The following is a 15,963-nucleotide window of genomic DNA, read 5'->3' on the forward strand; positions in this document are numbered from 1 at the left end:
CGCTCCTTCACGGGCGTACCTCCAATCGGGGGCCGGCGAGCAGCACCGGCTCCAGCTGTCCGCGTTCGGCCTGGGTGGCGGGCCGCGGCTGGTTGCGCTCGACCACGTACCGCAGGTCGGCGTCCGGCTGGTCCGGCGCGTTCACGAACGAGACGAACCGGGCCAGCTTGTCGGGGTCGTTGAGGGTGGCCCGCCACTCGTCGACATACGAGTCGACATGCGCGGCCATCGCGGCGTCCAGGTCGGCGGCGATGCCGAGGCTGTCGTTCAGTACGACGTCCCGGACGTGATCCAGACCGCCCTCGATGTCGTTGATCCACACCGCGGTCCGCTGCAGCCGGTCGCCGGTGCGGATGTAGTACATGAGGAACCGGTCGATCGCCTGGAACAGCTCCTCGTCGGTCAGGTCGGTCGCGAGCAGTTCGGCGTGCCGTGGCGTCATACCGCCGTTGCCACCGACGTACAGGTTCCAGCCCTTCTCGGTCGCGATCACGCCGACGTCCTTGCCGCGCGCCTCGGCACACTCCCGCGCGCACCCGGACACCCCGAGCTTGAGCTTGTGCGGCGACCGCAGCCCGCGGTACCGCAGCTCCAGCGCGATCGCCATCCCGACGGAGTCCTGTACGCCGTACCTGCACCAGGTGGAGCCGACACACGACTTCACGGTGCGCAGCGCCTTGCCGTACGCGTGCCCGGACTCGAAGCCGGCGTCGACCAGCCGCTTCCAGATCGCGGGCAGTTGCTCGATCCGCGCGCCGAACAGGTCGACCCGCTGGCCGCCGGTGATCTTCGTGTAGAGGCCGAAGTCGCGGGCCACTTCGCCGATTGTGATCAGACCCTCGGGGGTGATCTCACCGCCCGGGATCCGTGGAACGACGGAGTACGTCCCGTCCTTCTGCAGGTTCGCCATCACGTGGTCGTTGGTGTCCTGCAGCGTCGCCCGCTCACCGTCGAGGACGTGACCGGCCGGGTCCAGGCTGGCCAGGATCGACGCGACCACCGGCTTGCAGATGTCGCAGCCGCGTCCGCTGCCATGCCGCTCGACGATCTCGCTGAACGTCCGCAGCCCGGTCACCCGGACGACGTCGAACAGCTCGGCGCGGGACAACGCGAAGTGCTCGCACAGTGCCTTGCTGACCTCGACACCGGCCTTGGTGAGCTCGGAGTTCAGCAGGTTCTTCACGATCGGCAGGCAGGAGCCACAACTGGTCCCGGCCTTGGTCTTGCCGCACACGGACTTGATGTCGGTGCAGCCGTCGTCACGGACCGAACACCGGATCGCGCCGGCCGAGACGTTGTTGCACGAGCACACCGGCGCGTCGTCCGGGAGCTCGAGCTTGACCGGCCCCGCTCCCTCGGGCAGCAGGAACGCCGCCGGGTCCGCCCCGAGCTCACGGCCGACCATCGGGCGGAGTCCGGAGTACGCCGAGGCGTCGCCGACCAGAATGCCGCCGAGCAACGTCCGGGCATCGTCGGACAGCACGAGCTTCTTGTAGACGCCGGCGACCGGGTCGGCGTACACGATGTCCAGTGCGCCCTGGGTCGCGCCGAACGCGTCGCCGAAGCTGGCAACGTCGACACCGAGCAGCTTCAGCTTGGTCGAGGTGTCCGCACCCGGGAACGTCGCCGCACCGCCGAGCAGCCGGTCGGCGACGATCTCGGCCATCGTGTAGCCGGGGGCAACCAATCCCCAGACCCGGCCCTCGATGCAGGCGACCTCGCCGATCGCCCAGACGCCCGGCACGGACGTACGGCAGCCCTCGTCCACCACGACGCCACCGCGTTCGCCGATCTCCAGACCGGCCGCCCGGCCGAGCTCGTCCCGCGGCCGTACGCCGGTCGCGAACACGACCACGTCCGCGGGCAGATCAGGGCCGTCGGCAACGGCCATCGCGTGGGCCGCACCTTGGGACGTCAGCTTCACCCGGTTGCACTGCGTCGACACCAGCACCTCGACGTCCAGTCCTTCGATCAGCCGGGCGAGAGCAGCGCCACCGCCCTCGTCGACCTGCAGGGGCATCAGCCGCGGCGCGAACTCGACCACCTTCGTCGCAGCTCCCAACGCCCGCAGCGCGCCGGCCGCCTCCAGCCCCAGCAGGCCACCGCCGACGACCACACCACTGACCTGCCGGCCCTCGGACTTCAGCCGCTCCACGTAGACCCGGAGCGCGGCGACGTCGTCGATGGTCCGATAGACGAAGCAGCCCTGCGCGTCGTTGTTCTTCACGGGTGGGACGAACGCCGACGAGCCGGTCGCCAGCACGAGCTCGTCGTACCCGATCTGCTCGCCGCGCGCGGTCGTGACGGTCTTGCCGGTGGAATCGAGCGACGTGACCTGCACACCCTTCCGCAGCGTCACCGCTGGGTCGTCCCAGAGCTCGGGCTCGCCGAGCGAGAGGTCGTGCGGGTCGCGGCCGGAGAAGTAGCTGGTCAGCGCGACCCGGTCGTACGGCAGCCGTGGTTCCTCGGCCAGCACAGTGATCCGCCACTGGATCTCGGTGTCGCGGGATCGCAGTGCCTCTACCAGCCGGTGCGCGACCATGCCACCGCCCACCACAACCACGTGCCGGGCCTTCTTCAGCTCTGTCATCGTCGCCCTCCTGCTCGGGACTGGTTCGGTCTCGCCGCGCCGGAAGCGGTCGAGCAGTGCGCCGACGGCGCCGGCGCAACTGCCGCACCCGGTCGTCGCCCGCGTCGTGGCGGCGATGCCGGCGACACTGTCGGCACCTCCACGCCAGGCCGCCTCGATCGCGGCCCTGGTGACCCCGTTGCAACGGCAGACGGTGGTCACCTTCTTCTTCGGTACGACGGGATCCGCCAGCAACCCGTCCGCCGCGACCGGCGTCCCCCGGTCCGCCAACAGCACCAGTTCCGCGGCCACCTCGGGCGCCCCGATCGCGACCGCGGACCGGACCACACCATCCCGCAGTACGGCTCGCACATACCGCTCACCGTCCTCGAGCCGCACCACCTCCCCATCCTCGTCCTTGTTGCCCAAGGCAAGTACGTCGAGCCCGCCGGCAGTCAGCCGCAGCACGTCGTACTCCGGGACACCTGCCGGCTCACCGTTCAGCTGCCGCGCCAGCGCCTCGGCCTGACCCCACGCGGACGCGACCGTCCCGCTGACCCAGCCGTCAACCTCGGCACAATCCCCGATCGCATGCACCCGCGGATCGTCCGGACTCGTCAACGTGTGGTCGACAACGATGCCGTCCCGCACCGTCAGCCCAGCCGCCAGCTCGGTCCGCGCGCGCACCCCACAAGCCACCACCAGCAAGTCCCCGAACACCTGCCGCCCGCCACGCAGGTTCAACGCCCGGAACTGCCCATCCCGCGACGCAACCTGTTCAACCGTCGCGTTGAGCAAAACCTCCACACCCAACTCGCGAACCGCCCGCGTAACCCGCCGCCCCGCCGGTCCTCGAACCGCCTTGTTCAGCAGCGTTTCGCCGTCATGCACCAGCGTGACCGGCACGCCGCGCCCGCGCAGAGCACAGGCAGTCTCCACACCAAGCACACCGCCACCAAGCACAACCACCCGCCGTACCCGAGCAGCCGCGTCAACGAGAGCCCGGGCGTCATCCACGGAACGCAGGGTGTGAGCTGCAATGACCTCGGTAGGCACCGCACCAGTCGCAAACACCAGCCGGTCGTAGGACCACTCGTGTCCGGTGGAATCCCTTACCACGCGGCGGTCGCGGTCCACAGCGACCGCGGTCGTGACGGGCTCATCGCCGACGGTCGGCTCGGGCGTGCGGCCGGCGACGTACTCGGTGAGGCGGCTGCGGTTGTACGACGGCTCGTCGCCCAGCACCGTCACGTCGTACGACGGCAACAGCCCGGCCAACCGCCGACCGGCCATCCCGCCGCCGATGATCACCACGCGCGAGCTCATGCGGACACTCCAGTCGCCGGCAGACTCGCGGCGCTCACCTCGACGGCACACGCCTTGAACTCAGGCATCCGCGACACAGGATCGAGCGCATCGTTGGTCAGCTCATTGACCGCCTCCGCACCACCGAAGTGGAACGGCACGAACACCGTGTCCGGACGTACATCCGCCGTCACCCGCGCCGCCAGCACCATCGACCCACGAGCGGTCCGCAACCGCATCGGCCGCCCGTCCGCGATCCCCAACTGCGCCGCCACCCGCGGATGGATCTCCGCGAACACCTCCGGCTCGGCAGCCGCCAACTCCGGCACCCGCCGCGTCTGCGCCCCACTCTGATAGTGCTGCAACAGCCGCCCGGTCACCAGATACATCGGCGCCGCGGCGTGAAGATCGTCCGCAACCGGCCGATGGTCCACCGCCACCACTTGCGCCCGCCCATCCGGCGTACTGAATCCGTCCGCGAACAACCGCGGCGTCCCCGGATGCCCTGGAGAAGGAACAGGCCAGAACAACGCCTCCCCCGCGTCGATCCGCTCCCAGGTGATCCCCGAGTAGTCAGCCTTCCCACCGGCGCTCGCCAACCGCAGCTCCTCGAACGCCTCAGCCGGGTCAGTCGAAAACGCCGCCCCACACCCCAGCCGAGAGGCCAACCCAGCAAAGACCGCCAGATCGCTCCGCACCTCACCAGGCGGTGCGACAGCAGCCTGACGCCGCAGTACCCGGCCCTCGAGCGACGTCATGGTGCCCTCTTCCTCGGCCCACTGCGTCACCGGAAAGACGACATCCGCCAGCAGTGCGGTCTCGGACGGTACGACGTCTGCGACGACCAGCAAGTCCAATGCAGCAAGGCGTTCCCGCACCGATGCGAGCCGCGGCGCCGACACCATGAGATTGCTCCCGTGCACGAGCAGCGCCCGCGGACCACCCGTCGTACCCAACGCGTTGATCAACTCGACCGCGCTCTTGCCCGGACCAGGCAGTTCGTCGGGATCCACACCCCACACCCGGGCAACGTGAGCCCGCGCGGCCGGGTCAGCGATGCTGCGGTACCCAGGCAACTGGTCAGCCTTCTGACCATGCTCCCGACCGCCCTGACCGTTTCCCTGTCCGGTGATGCAGCCGTACCCACTCCCGAGCCGCCCCGGCAGACCAAGCGCCAGCGCCAGATTGATGCACCCAGTCACCGTGTCCGTGCCTTTGCTGTGCTGCTCAGCACCACGCCCGGTCAGGATGAACACACCAGCACCACCATGCACCGGCGCAGCAGCCGCAAGCACCCGCGCCGCCCGACGGATCGTCGAGGCCGGCACACCAGTCACCCGCTCGGCCCGCTCAGGCCACCACGCCGCGGTCGAGCGGATCAACCCCTCCGGGTCGTCCGTCCGCTCACTCAGGTACGCCGTGTCCGCAAGCCCTTCCTGCAGTACGACGTGCGTCAGCGCGAGCACCAACGCCAGATCAGTCCCCGGAGTCGCCTGCAGGTGGATGCCCGCGTCGTCCGCGGTCAGGCCGGCAGTCGCCGTACGACGCGGATCGACGACCAGCAGCCCACCAGCGTCCCGCGCGCCCTGCAGATGCGCGACCGCCGGCGGCATCGTCTCGGCGATGTTGCTGCCGACCAGCAGCACCGCATCCGCACCACCGAGGTCTGCCAGCGGGAACGGCAGCCCGCGATCGATGCCGAAGGCACGGTTCGTCGCGGCCGCCGCGGACGACATACAGAACCGTCCGTTGTAGTCGACGTTCGCAGTCTTCAGCGCGACCCGGGCGAACTTGCCCAATGCATAAGCCTTCTCGTTGGTCAGCCCACCACCACCGAAGACCGCCACGCTGTCGGGGCCGTACGACGTTTGGAGCGACCGGATGCGATCCGCGACGAAGTCCAGCGCCTCGTCCCAGCTCGCCGCCACCAACTCACCCGCGGCGTTCCGCATCAGCGGCGTCGTGAGCCGGTCCGGCACCGTGAGGACCTCCGGCGCCGTCCAGCCCTTCCGGCACAGCCCGCCGCGATTGGTCGGGCCACCCTCAAATGCTTGAATGGCACGCGGCTGCACCGACACAACGCTTTGCCGGTCAACCAGGGTCGTCGCGCACTGCAGGGCGCAGTACGGGCAGTGAGTGGGGACAGCCGTCACACGCGCTCCCCACTCAGCGGGCCACCCTTGCGGAGGTAGCAGAAGTACGTCACGGCCAGGCAGATCACATAGAAGCCGCAGAAGACGTACAGCGCCGGGATCAACGAGCCGAAGTGGCTCGTCGACATCGCGAAGCCGCGCGGGACCAGGAAGCCGCCGTACGCGCCGACCGCGGAGGCGATGCCGATGCAGGCCGCCGCCTCGCGCCGCGCCCGGCCGGGGTCGCCAGGCGTGGTCAGCCGGAACACCGCCGGGATCATCCGGTACGTCGATCCGTTCGCGGCACCACTGGCGACGAACAGGAACAGGAAGCTGATCAGGAACCCGGCGAAGCTGCCCGCGTTCAGCGAGACGATCGCGGCCAGGATGCCCAGGCCCATCACCACGAACGAGCAGACCGTCACCCGGGCGCCGCCGACCAGGTCGGCGAGCTTGCCGCCGAACGGCCGAGCGACCGAGCCGACCAGCGCGCCGAGGAAGGCGATGTTGGCCCCGGTGACGTCCGGGAACGTGGTCTTGATCAGTAGCGGGAACGCGGCCGAGAAGCCGATGAACGACCCGAAGGTGCCGATGTAGAGGAACGAGATGATCCAGGTGTGCGGCCGCTTCGCCGCCGTCACCGAGGTCCGGAACGACGAGGTCGCGACGGACAGGTTCGCCATCACCTTCCAGGCCAGGACGGCGGCCAGCACGATCAGCGGGATCCACAGCAGCCCGGCCCGGTTCAGCGAGAGCCCGGCTCCGGCCGCGATCACGATCGGCACCACCAGTTGGACCACGGCGACACCGAGGTTCCCGCCGGCCGCGTTGATGCCGAGTGCGAAGCCCTTCTCCTTCTCCGGGAAGAAGAACGAGATGTTCGTCATACTGCTCGCGAAGTTGCCGCCGCCGACGCCTGCGGTGGCCGCGACCAGCGCCATCAGCCAGAACGGCGTGTCCGGCTGGGTCAGGAAGTAGGAAAGTCCGGCCGTCGGGATCAGGAGGAGCAGCGCGGAGACGATGGTCCAGTTCCGTCCGCCGAACCGCGGCACCGCGAACGTGTACGGCAGCCGCAGCGTCGCGCCGACCAGGCTGGGCAGCGCGACCAGCCAGAACAGTTGATCGGTGCTGTAGGTGAAGCCCGCCTTGGGCATCGACACCACGACGATGCTCCACAGCTGCCAGACGGAGAAGCCGAGGAACTCCGCAAAGATCGACGGCCACAGGTTGCGGCGCGCCACCCGGCGACCGGTTCGCGCCCAGAAGGTGGCGTCCTCGGGGTCCCATACGTCGATCCAGCGGCCGCGGCGCGGCGCCTCGACCGTGCCGACCGTCCCGGTCCGGTCGCGGTGAGTGACGACCTCCGGTCGTGCCTCGAGCGTCATCGTGCGTCTCCGATCATCCGGCCTCACTTAGTAGGCCAGGACGCTATGACCGGGGTGTTTCCGAGTGGTCATCTCGTTGTTACGCCGCAGAAACGGCTCCCGCACACCCGCCGGTGGGTGGTGAGAGAAGACGTGGCCGGGCCTGGGTACTGTGCCTACTCGTGGGCCGCACCGACGGCGAGGGGACAGCGGTGGAACAAGACGAGCAGCAGAGCCCTGACAGCGGCAGCCGGCGTGGCAAGAGCCGGAGCCGCTGGGCGTGGCGGGCGGCGATCGCGGCGGTGCTGATCGGGTGGCTGGTGCTGGGGTCACTCGGCGGTCCGACGGTCGGCAAGCTGAGCGAGGTCCAGGAGAACGACAACGCGAACTTCCTTCCGAAACAGGCCGAGTCGACCCTGGTCGCGAACGAGTCGGCCAAGTTCGTCGACTCCAAAGCTCTGCCGTACTTCGTCCTGATCGTGCGCGACTCCGGCATCACGCCGACGGATCTGGCCAACGCTCAACGTTTCCTGGCCTCCGTCCCGGCGATGGACCTCGGCGACGGCAAGACGATCGGCGACTATCTGGCCGCACCGGCCACGACGATCGTCCCGTCCGAGGACAAGAAGGCGCTGCTGCTCACGGTCGAGATCGACGGCGACCGGGCCGACGAAGTGGTCAAGGACGGCGAGACCGTGCTGTTCGCGGTCGCCGACACCATGCGCACCGAGATCAAGCAGACCCTGACTCCGACCGGTCTCGACGTCTACGTCACCGGCCCCGGTGGTGTGTTCGCGGACTTCGTCGTGGCGTTCAGCGGCATCGACGGGATCCTGCTCGGCGTCGCACTCGCGGTCGTCTTCGTCATCCTGCTCATCGTCTACCGCAGTCCGGTCCTGCCGATCGCCGTTCTGCTCACCGCCGTCTTCGGCCTCGCCCTCGCCGCGCTGGTGGTGTATCCGCTGGCCAAGAGCGACGTACTCGAACTGAACGGGCAGAGTCAGGGCATCCTGTTCATCCTCGTCGTTGGAGCCGCGACCGACTACTCGCTGTTGCTGGTGTCGCGGTACAAGGAAGAGCTGCACGACTACGCCAGCAAGTACCAGGCGATGCGGATCGCGTGGCGGGCCGCGGTCGAGCCGATCGCGGCCAGCGCGGCGACCGTCATCCTCGGTCTGCTCTGCCTGCTGCTCTCCCAGCTCGGCAGTACGAAGGGTCTCGGCCCGGTCGGCGCGATCGGTATCGCCGGCGCCTTCATCTCCGCGATGACGTTCCTGCCCGCGATCCTGCTCGCCTTCGGGCGGCGGATCTTCTGGCCGTCGATCCCGCGGCTCGACCACGTACACGCCCGCGACCAGGTCGGCGGCCGCAAGCTCTGGGGCCGCGTCTCCGGACTCGTCGGCCGCCGTCCGCGCCGGGTCTGGGTGATCACCGTGCTGGCACTGCTCGCCTGTGCCGCGTTCCTGCCGACGTTCAAGGCGAGCGGTACGTCGCAGGAGGACCTGTTCCTGAACGAGGTCGAGTCCGTCACCGGCCAGGAGGTGCTCGGCCAGCACTTCGACGCCGGCGCCGGTACGCCGGTCCAGATCCTCACACCGTCCAACCAGGCTGACCAAGTGGTCCAGGTCGCGTCCAAGGTCGACGGCGTTGCTACGGCGTCCGCGTCGGTGGCTCCCGGCGCACCGCCTAAGGTTGTCGACGGGAAGGTGCTGGTCCAGGCCACGCTGAAGGTCCCGGCCGACTCACCGGAGGCAACCAAGGTCGTCGAGCATCTGCGCACCGAGCTGGACACGGTCAGTCCGGACGTCCTGGTCGGCGGCAGTACGGCGATCAACCTCGACGTACTCGACGCCAGCAAACGGGATCTGCGCGTGATCATCCCGACCATCCTGGCGGTGATCTTCGTCGTCCTGATGCTGTTGCTGCGCTCGATCGTCGCGGCCGTGCTGCTGGTGGTCGCGAACGTGCTCTCGTTCGGCGCGACCGTCGGGGTGAGCGCGATCGCGTTCAACCACATCTTCGACTTCCCCGGCGCGGACCCGAGTATCCCGCTCTACGCGTTCGTCTTCCTCGTTGCCCTCGGCATCGACTATTCGATCTTCCTGATGACCCGAGTGCGGGAGGAATCGCGAGAACAAGGGACAAGACCGGGAATCCTGGTCGGCCTGGCGGTCACCGGCGGTGTGATCACGTCGGCCGGGGTGGTGCTCGCGGCGACCTTCTCGGCGCTCGCGGTGCTGCCGATCCTGTTCCTGGTCCAGATCGCGTTCATGGTCGCGTTCGGCGTACTGCTGGACACGACCGTGGTCCGCTCGCTGCTGGTGCCGTCGCTGGCGTACGACATCGGCAAGCGGGTCTGGTGGCCGAGCAAACTCTCGTCCTAGGGTGCGTCACATGGAGACGTTCGAGGGCACGATCGTGGTGAACGACGGGGGCGGCGCCTGGGTGGAGGTGCCGGGCGAGGTGATCGCCGGGCTCGGTGGCGGCGGGCGGATCCCGGTGCAGGCGACGTTCGACGGCATCGCGTACCGCGGCTCGATCGCGTCGATGGGCGGCTGCATGGCGCTCGGCATCCTGAAGAGCATCCGCACCGAGCTGGGCAAAGGCGCCGGCGATCCGGTCACCGTCACGCTGACGCGGGACGCGGCCGAGCGGACCGTCGAGGTTCCGGCTGATCTCGCCGCGGCGCTCGAGGACGCCGGTCTGCGGAAGGCCTTCGATGCGCTGAGCTACAGCCACCGCCGCGAGCACGTGAGCGCGATCAACGACGCGAAGAAGCCAGAAACGCGCAACCGTCGAATCACCAAGGTGCTGGAAATGCTCAAGTCCTCTTGAGTCGTGGCTGTGTCGGGTCGCCTGTACCCGTCGACTTCGTTAACCTCCAAAAAGGGGGTCGAGGAAGTGAGGAGCCTATGGCTGACACGAGATCGACTGACCACGGCAGATTCGCACTGCCCACCAAGAACCTGCCCGCGCCGCAGGTGCGTGACCTACCCGAACCACCCAGCCAGACCTGGAAGATCGTCGGCCCCGGCATGGTCGGTGCCGGTGTCGGTCTGGCGTCCGGTGAGTTCATCCTCTGGCCGTACATCTCCAGTCAGGTCGGCCTGGTGTTCCTCTGGGGCGCCGTCGTCGGCGTGATCGTCCAGTGGTTCCTGAACATGGAGATCGAGCGGTACACGCTGGCCACTGGTGAGACAGCGTTGACCGGCTTCAACCGGTTCGGCAAGCACTGGGGCCTGTTCTTCGCGATCATGACGTACTTCGCGAACATGTGGCCCGGCTGGGCGACCAGCTCGGCCTCGATGCTGACGTACCTGTTCGGCGCCGGCGATCCGCGCTGGATCGCGATCGGCATCCTGGTCGTCATCGGCGTGATCCTGACCCTGGCGCCGGTGGTCTACGTGATGCTGGAGCGGCTGATCCTGGTCAAGATCCTCGCCGTCGCCCTGCTGGTGATCCTGGCGCTGATCTTCGCGATCCGGGCGAAGACCTACCACGCGCTCGGCGACGCGGTCACCCACCCGGAGTTCCCGGCCGACCAGCTCGGTTTCGCCCTGATCATGGGTGCGATCGCGTACGCCGGTGCCGGCGGCGGCCAGAACCTGGTGCAGAGCAACTGGATCCGGGACAAGGGATTCGGCATGGGTGTGCATGTGCCGCGGCTGACCTCGCCGATCACCGGCGAGACCGAGGCCGACCCGTCCGCGAACGGCTACGTGTTCGAACCGGACGAGGCGAACATGGCCCGGTGGAGGCGTTGGTGGAAGTTCGCCAACATCGAGCAGCTCGCGACATTCGTGGCGATCACAGTGCTCACGATCGTGTTCACCTCGATGCTGGCGCACGCGACCCTGTTCGGCGACGAGACCGTCAAGAACAGCATCAGCTTCCTGAAGATCGAGGGCACCACGCTGCAGTCCCTGGTCGGCGACTGGTTCGGCTACCTGTTCTGGGCGATCGGTGCGTTCGCACTGTTCGCGGCCGCGGCCGGCATCGTCGACTACACCTCGCGGCTGGCCTCGGACATGATCAAGGCCCGCTATCTGCGCGACTCGGCGGTCAGCGAATCCAAGCTGTACTTCTGGCTGGTCTGGGGACTGGTTGCCTTCGGCATCATCGTGCTGCTGGCCGGCCTGACCCAGCCGCTGGTGTTGCTGGTGATCTCCGCCTGTACCGCGGGCACGATGATGTTCGTGTACTCCGGTCTGCTCTGGTACATGAACTCCCGCGCCCTGCCGCAGGCCATCCGGATCAACCTGGTCCGCACGCTGGTGATGGCGTTCGCGTTCCTGGCGTTCGGGTTCCTCGCCGTGTTCACCGTCATCGACCAGATCAAGAACAACTTCTGACCCTGGGACCCCGGGGTACGCCGTACCCCGGGGTCACTTGAAGTCGGTCAGGAACTCGGCCACAACCCGCTCGGCCTCGGTACGGCGTTCGACCGCGACGCCACTGCTGTCCCGGACCTTGCGATACAGCTCCACCGCCGCCTTCAAGGCCCGCAGGCAGTCGTCGCGGTCCGCCGTCGCCACGGTCTGGCGCAACTCCGGCACAAGCTCCGGGGCCAACGTCTCCAACCGCCGTACACCGGACGGTTTCGGCGTACGACCGTGGACAGCGAGCGGCGCGATCGCGGCCGAACGCAGCGCGCCCAGGCCTCGATCGCCTCGAACAACTCGCCCCGCGCGATCTTCACGCCGATGTAATGGGTCCACCCCCAGAACCGGTCCTCGATCCACTGCGGATCGGGCTGCGGCCACTGCGCCGCCCCGCCGGGAGTCGTGTCGACGGTGTCGTCGCGCCGCCAGAGCACCAGGCCGTCCTCGACCCGGCGACGCAGATCGTCGGGCGTGACGAACTTCAGGTCGACATGCAGCAGTGGCGGTCCGTAGAGCGCGATCAGCAGCCGCGGCTCGCCGACGTGTTCGCCGGTGAAGCTCGTCAGCAGCGTCCCCAACCGCCCGGCGAAGGTCTTTGCCTCGGCCAGGCAGGCTGCCTGCCCCTCCGGAGTGCAGACCAGCACCAGATCGAGATCGGAGTACTCGTCACTCGTCCCGGTCGCGATCGATCCGCCGGCCACGACGGCCAGCATCCGCTCGTCGGCCGCGGCCTCGGCGACAACGGCCTGCGCGATCTCCCGAAGGTGCGCGGGAACCTGGTCGATCGGTGTGGTCACAACTCCTCCTCGGGGTGCGTGGTCAGTGTGTGAGCATCAGGATCAGCCGGACGACGAAGGACAGCGCCAGGACCGCGACACAGGCGATCCGCCACGGCGTCGTACTCGGTCGCAGCGGCAGGAACACGCCCAGCAGCAACGGAATCGATGCGATCGTCATCCAGGTGTACGAGTCGTCCATCACGTCGAGCGTGCGGTGACTGCACTCCAGGTACTCCGTGACGTCCGTCGGGCAACTGGCGTCCGCTCCGGCGTAGTGGACGATCTCGACCACAGCAAGCACGAGATTCGCGATCACGACCAGGAAGGCCGTTGCCCGCCACACCTGATCCTTCGTCCGTACGTCGTCCTGAACCCACACCGCAGTCACGCTACTGGTTGTCCGGCGCATTCTCCTGGCAATTACCGGACGACGAGACCGCCCCAGCGTGGCGCGTACGACGGCACGACCGACTGGCAGTCGACGATCTGCGGAGCGTCCGCGGCGAAGCCCCAGATCCACCCCAGGCGGTCGATCCGGCCGTCCTTCAGCGAGAACGAGACCGGTTTGCCGACCTTCGCCGGGTCGTTCGACGCGGTCACCACGCCGGTCGCGACCGCCACCGGGCCGCCGGCGACCAGGCAGCCGATCCGGCCCTCGACGTCCACCCCGGAGCCGCGCCGATCCGCGAAGTGGAAGTTCCCTTGAACTTCCGTCGGGTTGCCGCCGGCCGGAACCCGAGCCGCCATCCGGAACCGCAGCTTGGAATCACCTAGCAGCGCGGCGACCGTAGTCCCGCCGTCGGCCGCCTGCACCGCAACTGCCGGGTGAGCCCCCGGCGCCTGCCGCACGCCGTGTACCTGGAAGCCGCCTTCGGTCAGCGGGAACGTCGGCGCGGTGCCCTGCAACAGGCTCACCGGGGCGCCGAAGAAGCCCCAGATCCAGCTGATCCGGTCCTGCCGGCCGCCGTCGTACACGGTCAGCGAGATGTTCTTCCCGACCATCTCCAGCGGCAGACCCGGGTTGTCGGCCGTGTCGATCACCCCGGTGACCACCGCCACCTCGTCGACCGCCTTCAGGCTGGTGATCGGGCCACTGAACTCCGCGAGCAACTTGCCGTCGGGCTTGCGGTGCACGACATGGAACGTGCCGGACGGATGCAGCGGGTCGGTGGCCCGCCCGTCGATCTCGAACCTGACCGGATCCCCGGCGAAGTCGCGCCATTCCGGTCCGAGCGTGCCACCGCCCGCCCCGACCACCCGCATGACGCCCGTCGTACCCCCATGGTTGTTGCCAGCAGCAACCGCTGGCGGCACGGCACCGGCCGTCACCATCAACACCAGTGCTCCGACGACCAACCGCCGTACGAATCTCCGGCTTCTCACGCGAACCCCTCCTCGGCCGGCCCGCCGTGTGCGGGCCACCGAGAAGACGTTTCCATTCAGCCAGCGGCCAGGGATCCATCCGGAGAACCAACCGTCTCCCTCCGCCGAGGGAGATCAGCGCTGGTACGGCTGCGGTGCTCCGTTGACGGTGGTGAAGACCGAGTAGACCGAGGTCGTGGCGGTCATGAAGAGGCGGTTGCGCTTCGCGCCGCCGAAGGTCAGGTTGGACACGGTCTCGGGCACGAGCAGCTTGCCGAGCAGCGTGCCGTCCGGGTGGTAGACGTGCACACCGTCCGCCGCCGAGGCCCAGATGCGGCCCTCGGTGTCGAGGCGGATGCCGTCGAAGATCCCGTTGCCGCACTCGGCGAACAGGTCTCCGCCGGACAACTTGTCGCCCTCGACGGTGAAGACGCGGATCGTCCCCTCCTCCGAATCGGTGATGTAGAGCAACGATTCGTCCAGCGAGAAGACCAGCCCGTTCGGCCGGTTGAAGTCGTCGGCGACCCGGGTCAGCACACCGTCGGTCGAGACCCGGTAGACGTGACAGCCGCCGGTCTCGATCTGGCCCTTGTAGCCCTCGTAGTCGCTGTCGATCCCGTACGCCGGGTCGGTGAACCAGACCGAGCCGTCCCGCTTCACGACCACGTCGTTCGGGCTGTTCAGCCGCTTCCCGTCGTACTCCGAGGCCAGCACCGTGATTGCGCCGTGGTGCGCGGTCCGGGTGACCCGGCGGTTCCCGTGCTCGCAGCTGACGAGGCGGCCCTCGGTGTCGAGCGTGTGCCCGTTGGTGTTCCCGGCCGGCTGCCGGAACACCGACACCTGGTACGACGTCTCGTCCCAGCGCAGGATGCGGTCGTTCGGGATGTCGCTCCAGAGCAGGTAGCGGCCGGCCGGCGAGTACACCGGCCCCTCCACCCACCGGCCACCGGTCCACAACCGCTCGAGCAACTTGTCCCCACGGATGCCGGCGAACCGGTCGTCCAGCGATTCCCAGACGGCCGGCGCGGTTCCGGCCAACGGCTCGAGGATGGTCATCAGCACTCTCCCAGGGCTCGACTGTGCGTCAGCCGGAAAGCCTATTCCCTCGGAGCCGCCCATGGCTGCGGTGCGCCGGATGCGGTCAACAGCCAAGACCAGACCGCGTTCGTCGCGGTGATGAACAGCCGGTTGCCCTTGGGTCCGCCGAAGGTCAGGTTGGAGACGACGTCGGGCAGCAGGAGCTTGCCGATCAGCGTGCCGTCGGGATCGAAGCAGTGCACGCCCTCATGCGTCGCGGCCCAGACCCGGCCCGCGTCGTCCAGCCTGATGCCGTCGAACATGCCGGCCTCGCACGGCGCGAACACCTCGCCGCCGATCAGCTTGTCGCCGTCCACGTCGAAGCGGCGGATGTGCTTGCCCGGGGTGTCCACGACGTACAACTGGGACTCGTCGAGCGAGAACGCCAGCCCGTTCGGACGGATGAAGTCGTCCGCGACCACGGTCAGCGCCCCGGCGGGGTCGATCCGGTAGACGTGGCAGCCGTCGATCTCCTGCCCGGCCTTGTGTCCCTCGTAGTTCGAGGTGATCCCGTACGGCGGGTCGGTGAACCAGATCGAGCCGTCCCGCCGTACAACCACGTCATTCGGGCTGTTCAGCCGCTTCCCGTCCAGGTGGGACGCCACCACCGTCCGCGTCCCGTCGTACTCGGTCCGGACGACCTGGCGCTCGCCCTGGGAGCAGCTGACCAGGCGGCCCTCGCGGTCGATCGTGTTGCCGTTGACATACCCCGACGGCTGGCGGAAGAGGCTCACCTCGCCGGAGACCTCGTCCCAGCGCAGCAGCCGGTCGTTGGGGATGTCGCTGAAGATCAGGCAGCGCCAGGCCGGTGAGTACGCCGGGCCCTCCAGCCAGCGGCCGCCGTCGTACAGGCACTCGACGTACTCGTCCCCCGCGATCTTGCGGAACCGCTCGTCGAGCACCTCGAGCTCGGCCCGGATCCGCGGGAGAGTGTCGGTGAGAGTGATCGTCATATCCGAACCATATCCTGCTATCATCCATTCTGACAGAATG

11 protein-coding genes are annotated in these 15,963 nt (G+C 68.4%); 3 read left to right on the forward strand and 8 right to left on the reverse strand.

Annotated features, from left to right (window positions below):
- Positions 1–7 precede the first annotated feature (7 nt).
- The 3 genes from nirB to E0H73_RS07575 are packed head-to-tail and all read right to left on the reverse strand — an operon-like array spanning position 8 to position 7,391.
- The gene (gene nirB / locus E0H73_RS07565; RefSeq protein ID WP_131352768.1) at positions 8–3,895 is read right to left on the reverse strand and encodes a nitrite reductase large subunit NirB; all 3,888 of its coding nucleotides are present in this window, start codon (positions 3,893–3,895) and stop codon (positions 8–10) included.
- Positions 3,892–6,027, reverse strand: coding sequence for a molybdopterin oxidoreductase family protein (locus E0H73_RS07570; protein ID WP_131352769.1), 2,136 nt, complete (start codon positions 6,025–6,027; stop codon positions 3,892–3,894). The genes nirB and E0H73_RS07570 overlap by 4 nt, the downstream gene beginning before the upstream one ends.
- Entirely contained in the window at positions 6,024–7,391 is a 1,368-nt protein-coding gene (locus tag E0H73_RS07575; RefSeq protein ID WP_131352770.1) for an MFS transporter, read from the reverse strand. The genes E0H73_RS07570 and E0H73_RS07575 overlap by 4 nt, the downstream gene beginning before the upstream one ends.
- 161 nt (positions 7,392–7,552) lie before the next feature.
- On the opposite strand from E0H73_RS07575, the gene E0H73_RS07580 reads away from it, so the two are divergent.
- The 3 genes from E0H73_RS07580 to E0H73_RS07590 all read left to right on the forward strand — a co-directional run bounded on the left by E0H73_RS07580 (position 7,553) and on the right by E0H73_RS07590 (position 11,722).
- Positions 7,553–9,754 (forward strand): MMPL family transporter, encoded by a 2,202-nt coding sequence (locus E0H73_RS07580; RefSeq protein ID WP_238163876.1) that lies wholly within the window; start codon positions 7,553–7,555, stop codon positions 9,752–9,754.
- A 10-nt stretch (positions 9,755–9,764) separates the two neighbouring features.
- Positions 9,765–10,205, forward strand: coding sequence for a YdeI/OmpD-associated family protein (locus tag E0H73_RS07585; RefSeq protein WP_131352771.1), 441 nt, complete (start codon positions 9,765–9,767; stop codon positions 10,203–10,205).
- 77 nt (positions 10,206–10,282) lie between these two features.
- Positions 10,283–11,722, forward strand: a complete 1,440-nt coding sequence (locus E0H73_RS07590; RefSeq protein WP_131352772.1) for an Nramp family divalent metal transporter — start codon at positions 10,283–10,285, stop codon at positions 11,720–11,722.
- A 143-nt stretch (positions 11,723–11,865) separates the two neighbouring features.
- On the opposite strand, the gene E0H73_RS07595 is transcribed toward E0H73_RS07590, so the two are convergent.
- The 5 genes from E0H73_RS07595 to E0H73_RS07615 all read right to left on the reverse strand — a co-directional run bounded on the left by E0H73_RS07595 (position 11,866) and on the right by E0H73_RS07615 (position 15,923).
- Complete coding sequence (locus E0H73_RS07595) at positions 11,866–12,549, reverse strand: aminoglycoside 6-adenylyltransferase (protein ID WP_131352773.1); 684 nt, start codon at positions 12,547–12,549, stop codon at positions 11,866–11,868.
- A gap of 22 nt (positions 12,550–12,571) precedes the next feature.
- The gene (locus tag E0H73_RS07600) at positions 12,572–12,910 is read right to left on the reverse strand and encodes a hypothetical protein (protein WP_131352774.1); all 339 of its coding nucleotides are present in this window, start codon (positions 12,908–12,910) and stop codon (positions 12,572–12,574) included.
- 41 nt (positions 12,911–12,951) lie between these two features.
- Positions 12,952–13,914: a hypothetical protein gene (locus E0H73_RS07605; RefSeq protein ID WP_131352775.1), complete on the reverse strand. Its 963-nt coding sequence runs from the start codon at positions 13,912–13,914 to the stop codon at positions 12,952–12,954.
- Positions 13,915–14,028: 114 nt separating this feature from the next.
- On the reverse strand, positions 14,029–14,949 hold the full coding sequence (locus tag E0H73_RS07610; RefSeq protein ID WP_131352776.1) for an SMP-30/gluconolactonase/LRE family protein: 921 nt from the start codon (positions 14,947–14,949) through the stop codon (positions 14,029–14,031).
- A gap of 41 nt (positions 14,950–14,990) precedes the next feature.
- A complete protein-coding gene (locus E0H73_RS07615) occupies positions 14,991–15,923 on the reverse strand; it encodes an SMP-30/gluconolactonase/LRE family protein (RefSeq protein ID WP_131352777.1) in 933 nt (310 codons plus the stop codon).
- Positions 15,924–15,963: the final 40 nt, after the last annotated feature.

The sequence above is a fragment of the Kribbella pittospori genome, from assembly GCF_004331465.1.
In the GTDB taxonomy this organism is placed as follows: Bacteria; Actinomycetota; Actinomycetes; order Propionibacteriales; family Kribbellaceae; genus Kribbella; species Kribbella pittospori.